Raw genomic sequence first — 240 nt, 5'->3', positions numbered from 1 at the left:
CTAATGTCGATATATGCTTGATGCCGTATTTCGTTAAATAGATGATCATTACGGCCGTTAATTACAAATTTCTCTATACCGGGTTTTTCTGAATTTATATTTCTGTATTCATGTGGCTTAAGTTCTAAATGTTCAACAAGTTCATGCAATGAATACTTTTCTAATCGTGGTACTTCTACAATCCATTTTTCATGTGCAGGATTCTTTGCTATTAGTCCCACGTACTTGCTGTCACCTTTT

The 240-nt window shown here is 34.2% G+C and carries 1 pseudogene; it reads right to left on the bottom strand.

The annotated features are described in order from the left end of the window. Positions 1-221, bottom strand: a pseudogene (locus tag RFX69_RS01760) (plasmid replicase); the annotation flags it as partial. Between the last annotated feature and the right edge of the window lie 19 nt (positions 222-240).

The organism is Acinetobacter sp. 148 (genome assembly GCF_031196675.1).
Lineage (GTDB): Bacteria > Pseudomonadota > Gammaproteobacteria > Pseudomonadales > Moraxellaceae > Acinetobacter > Acinetobacter baumannii.
This window is presented reverse-complemented; position numbering and strand designations above follow the sequence as displayed.